This is a genomic window from Streptomyces prasinopilosus (genome assembly GCF_001419695.1).
In the GTDB taxonomy this organism is placed as follows: Bacteria; Actinomycetota; Actinomycetes; order Streptomycetales; family Streptomycetaceae; genus Streptomyces; species Streptomyces prasinopilosus.
The window spans coordinates 1-2,716 of record NZ_LIRG01000866.1; the positions used below are offsets into that span (position 1 = coordinate 1).

The following is a 2,716-nucleotide window of genomic DNA, read 5'->3' on the forward strand; positions in this document are numbered from 1 at the left end:
CCACATGAACCAGAACCGCTGCTGGCCCGGCGTGCCGAACAGGTACAGCACGAGGTCGTCGGAGACGGTGATCCGGCCGAAGTCCAGCGCCACGGTGGTGGCACATTTCTCCTCGATGCCGTCGAGGTCGTCGACGCCCAGGCCCGCCATGGTCAGCGGTTCCTCGGTGCGCAGCGGGGCGATCTCGCTGACCGAGCCGACCATGGTGGTCTTGCCCACGCCGAAGCCCCCGGCGATCAGGATCTTGACCGTGTCGGGTGCCGGACGCTCGGTGGGCGCCGGAGCGGTGTTGTCAGAGCCGGCCAAGGCCGTCCCTCACTTTCTGCAGCAGATCCAGGTCCGGTGTGGTGCGGGTGACGTGATGCGGCGGGCGGACGGCGATCCGGCCCGCTTCCAGCAGGTCGCAGAGCATGATCACGACCACGCTCACCGGGAGGTCGAGACGCGCCGCGAGTTCCGCCACCGCGAGGGGCTCCGAGCACAGCCGCAGGATGCGGGTGTGCTCGGGCTGCGGCCGGGCGGCCTCCACGGGCTGGGGCTCGACCGTCGTCACCGTCGTGATGAGCGTGAAGTCGGCGCGGCTCGGCCGGGTCCGGCCACCGGTCAGGGTGAACGGTCGGACGAGCCTGCCCGCGACGTCGCCTCCGCTCACCTCACACGCCGGAGTCGGCGGGGTCCGCCGTGCCCCGGGGTGCCGCGCTCAGGTGCTCACCGATCTTCTTCACCAGCATGTTCATCTGGTACGCGACCACCCCGACGTCCGCACCCGGGCCGGTGAGCACCACGAGATGGGCGCCGGGCCCGGCCGAGGTGAGGATCAGGTAGCTGTTGGCCATCTCGATGAGCGCCTGGCGCACCGGGCCGCCGCGGAAGTCCATGCTGACGCCCTTGCTGAGGCTCATCAGCCCGGACGCGGTGGCCGCCAGACGTTCCGCGTCGTCACGCAGGAACCCGGTGGACTTGCTGACCACCAGCCCGTCCTCGGACAGGACCACGGCCTGGTTCACGTCGGCGACCCGCTCCACGAGTCCGGTCAGCAGCTGATCGAGCTGGGTGTGAGTGGCGGGTACGGGGCGTGTCATGGCTCTGTTCCTTCTTCGGTGTTCGGTGTTCGGCGTTCAGCGGTCGGCGGGCGGGGCCGGGGAGTCCCGGGGGGCGGCCGGTACCTCGGCGGGCACTTCTGCGGGCGGCCCGGAGGCCGCCGTCGTGCCGTCGCCGGCGGCCGGCCGCACGGCACCGTCGTCGGCCCCGGCGTCGCCGCGTGCCTCGGACGTGCCGCGCTGGAAGCCGGCGAGGGAGGAGGCGGCGTGCTCCGCCGTGAAGTCCCCGGCGTCCTCCTCGGCGGCCGGGACCGCCTCCTCACGGAGTTCGGCGGCCAGGCTGGTCTGCGGCACGCGGCGGGGGAGCGGGGTGAGCCCGCCCGGCCGGGACGCGGGAGCGGAGGCGGCCGTGCGGGCGGCGGTCCGTGCGGCGGCTCCGGAGCGGGCCGGCAGCGGCGGCGGTCCGTCCGAGGGGGCCCGCGGGTGCGAGGTGCCCCCGGTCCCCGGAGCGTCCGGGGCGGTCACCCCGCCGGCGCCGGGCCCGCCCGCCGGGTCGTCGCCGCTCACGGCGTGCGGGACGTGCGCCGGGTCGCGGTCCGCGGCACCGGTGGTGCCGGGCGCGGCCTGCGGGGCGGCGGGCGCCGGCTCCCGCACCACGATCGCGTGGGGGATCAGCACGATCGCCGCCGTCCCGCCGTACGGCGACGGGCGCAGGGTGACGGTGATGCCGTGCCGGTGGGCCAGCTGGGAGATCACGAACATGCCGAGCCGGAGGTCGTCGGCGAGCGCCACCACGTCGAACTGCGGGGGACTGGCCAGCTGGGAGTTGAGCGAGGCGTAGTCCTCCTCCGACATGCCCAGGCCCCGGTCCTCGATCTCGACGGCGAGGCCCTTGGCCACCAGCGCGGCACGTACCCCGACGGGGCTCGGCGCCGGCGAGTACGCCGTGGCGTTGTCGATCAGCTCGGCCAGCAGGTGGATGACGTCGGCCACCGCGGGCGGGGCCAGCGCGACCTCCTCGTCGGTGTGCACGTCCACCCGCTGGTACTCGGCGACCTCGCCGACGGCGCTGCGCAGGATGTCGATCAGCGCGACCGGCTCGCTCCACGAACGACCGGGCCGCTCACCGCTGATGATGACCAGGTTCTCCTCGTAGCGGCGCAACTGGCTGGCCGTGGAGTCGAGTTCGTACAGCCCCTTGAGGACCTCGGGGTCGGTGTGGGTGCGCTCCAGCTGGTCGAGCTTGCTGAGCTGGAGGTTGACCAGGTTCTGGCTCTGCCGGGCGATCCCCAGGATGACCTTCTGGAAACCGCGCCGGGTGTCGGCGAGTTCGACCGCCGTGTGCACGGCGGTGCGCTGCGCCGTGTTGAACGCCTGCGCGACCTGGCCGAGTTCGTCGTGGCCGTAGTCCAGGGGCGTGGTCGCCGACTCGGCGTCGACCTTCTCGCCCCGCTCCAGCCGGGCCACCACGTCGGGCAGCCGCTCCTCGGCCAGGCCGAGGGTGGCCATCCGCAGGCCGCGCAGCCGGCGCGAGAGCGAGCGGGTGATCCGCCACGACATGCCGACGCACAGCAGCAGGGCGGCCAGTCCGGCGGCGCTGAGCGACGCCGCCGTCAGCAGCATGCCGCGCGCCTCGTCGGCGCTGCGGGTGAGCAGCGCGCCGGTCTGTTCCTCGA

At 73.8% G+C, this 2,716-nt stretch carries 4 protein-coding genes; all 4 read right to left on the reverse strand.

The features are described 5' to 3' along the window. The coding region (locus tag AOK18_RS27685) for a GTP-binding protein (RefSeq protein ID WP_206281601.1) at nucleotides 1-306 on the reverse strand (306 nt) is incomplete at its 3' end. Further along, nucleotides 293-652 (reverse strand): DUF742 domain-containing protein, encoded by a 360-nt coding sequence (locus AOK18_RS27690; protein WP_055696103.1) that lies wholly within the window; start codon nucleotides 650-652, stop codon nucleotides 293-295. The genes AOK18_RS27690 and AOK18_RS27685, both read right to left, overlap by 14 nt. A 1-nt stretch (nucleotide 653) precedes the next feature. Then, the gene (locus AOK18_RS27695) at nucleotides 654-1,082 is read right to left on the reverse strand and encodes a roadblock/LC7 domain-containing protein (protein ID WP_055696104.1); all 429 of its coding nucleotides are present in this window, start codon (nucleotides 1,080-1,082) and stop codon (nucleotides 654-656) included. 36 nt (nucleotides 1,083-1,118) lie between these two features. Continuing rightward, the coding region (locus AOK18_RS27700) for an ATP-binding protein (protein WP_157865247.1) at nucleotides 1,119-2,716 on the reverse strand (1,598 nt) is incomplete at its 5' end.